The organism is Alkalihalobacillus alcalophilus ATCC 27647 = CGMCC 1.3604 (assembly GCF_000292245.2).
Lineage (GTDB): Bacteria > Bacillota > Bacilli > Bacillales > Bacillaceae_D > Alkalihalobacillus > Alkalihalobacillus alcalophilus.
The window spans coordinates 1-1,807 of sequence record NZ_ALPT02000152.1; the positions used below are offsets into that span (position 1 = coordinate 1).

Sequence of the window (1,807 nt, forward strand, 5' to 3'; positions counted from 1 at the left end):
TCCGGAAAAGCTATTGTACCAAGGGTTACGATTCAATTGGATTAAAAAAAATATTTTTTCTGAGGACATCACCCAAGAGTAATTCAACTAAATATTCCAGTAGATCCTTTATTAGGAACACGAGGTGACGCTACGCTGATGGATATTGGGAAAAACATCCATTATTCACTATTTCGATGCATGCTTTTCCCCTGCTATTCTTATGAGGACTCACCCTCCCATGTCTCTTGACGTCATGCGTCCACTTTCCTTCGTTGGGTCTCATCATAAGGCAGAGTCGGCTTTATGCTCCCGCATAGACTCATGGTCTCATTTCTCTACTTGCGCCGATCTTTGATGTCATCTTGAATTTTATGAAGCTAAAGGTTCGCAATCGGTGGAGAGAGGGTGGAAGTCCATCCTCATCTGTTTCCCATCAAAATAGACTTTTCGATGGGTTAATCCCCAGAAAATCTTGAGTAGTTTACTACAAAGAATGACAAGAGCTTCTTTCTTTTTTAATGGGTTCTGATTTCGACTGATATAGTATTGATAGACCTCTGAAAAAGCGACGTTATTTCGAATGAGTGGAAGAATCGCTCGAAACAGGAGAGCCCGAAGACGCCGCCTCCCTCGTTTGGATAACTTCTTCCTTCCTTTGTGTTGACCAGACGAGTTCTCCGTTAACATCAATCCCGCTAATTTAATGAGTTGGCGTGGATGATGATAAAGGGAGAGTGAGCCTGTTTCAGCTAATAGAGCGGAAACGGTATCTGAGCTAACACCAGGTATGGATACCAGAAATTCATAGTCAGGTAACTGTTTCGCTAACGTTTCTAATTCCTGATTGATTTGGTCTAGTTCTTTAGAGACTTGTTGATATTGAGCGATGATCCAGCGAATTTGTCGCTTGGCCAGTTCCGTCCCTTCTGTTAATCCGATGGAAGAGGTCGCGACCTCTTTTAATTGATTAAGTCCTTTACGAGAGGGACTCCTAATGCCTTCCTCTTGTTTAAACGTAAGACGCAGGGCTTCCACATCTGCCTGAGCTAATTCAGATGGAATGGGACAATGTTTGAGTTGTGCCAAAAGATTCATTCCTATGTCTTTGTAGACCGTAAAAACCTCAGGGAAATAAAGGTCTGTCCAGCGCTTAATCTGATTGATTAAGCGAGCTTTTTCTTTTTTGAGATGATCACGGAAGGTAGAGCCTTGGCGCAACTCCGCATCGATTCCTTCAAGTGTACGGGGTTTACTGAAATTCCCGTGAGTCATGAGTTTAGCGATGACCCTCGCATCTTTTTGGTCACTTTTCGTTTGAAGATTGTCATCAACTTCTTTCAGGCGTTTAACATGTAACGGATTCACGGTGACAAATGGAAGGTCGCAATGATTGAAAAAGGCTGCGAGGTTCTTCCAATAATGCCCTGTCGGTTCAAAACCAATAAGAACTTTTTGTTTTTGATGTTGCTTCATCAGTTTGAAAACCTGTTGATGAAAGAGAATAAACCCTTCCCTTGATTGGGTAATAGGAAAAGCTTTTCCTAATTCTAGTCCTCGATCATCCACCGCACAGGCAAAGTGCTTTCGTTTAGCAATGTCGATGCCAATGATTAGAGTATCGTGATTGACTTGATTTATACGATCATTACGCGTATGATTCATATGAGGTCCTCCTTGTATGAAAACATTGTTACTTTGGTTGGTGACAATAACAGCATAAAGGAGGGCCTTTTTTCTGTAAAGAGGCGAAAACGAATCCCACAGGAATGCTCCCGCGGGAATAAACCGTGGAGCGAGACCCCGCAAGGCTTGCCGAGGAGGCTCG

The 1,807-nt window shown here is 42.8% G+C and carries 1 protein-coding gene; it reads right to left on the reverse strand.

The window, feature by feature from the left end:
* Nucleotides 1-351 precede the first annotated feature (351 nt).
* The gene (locus tag BALCAV_RS20720; RefSeq protein ID WP_052044432.1) at nucleotides 352-1,644 is read right to left on the reverse strand and encodes an IS110 family RNA-guided transposase; all 1,293 of its coding nucleotides are present in this window, start codon (nucleotides 1,642-1,644) and stop codon (nucleotides 352-354) included.
* Between the last annotated feature and the right edge of the window lie 163 nt (nucleotides 1,645-1,807).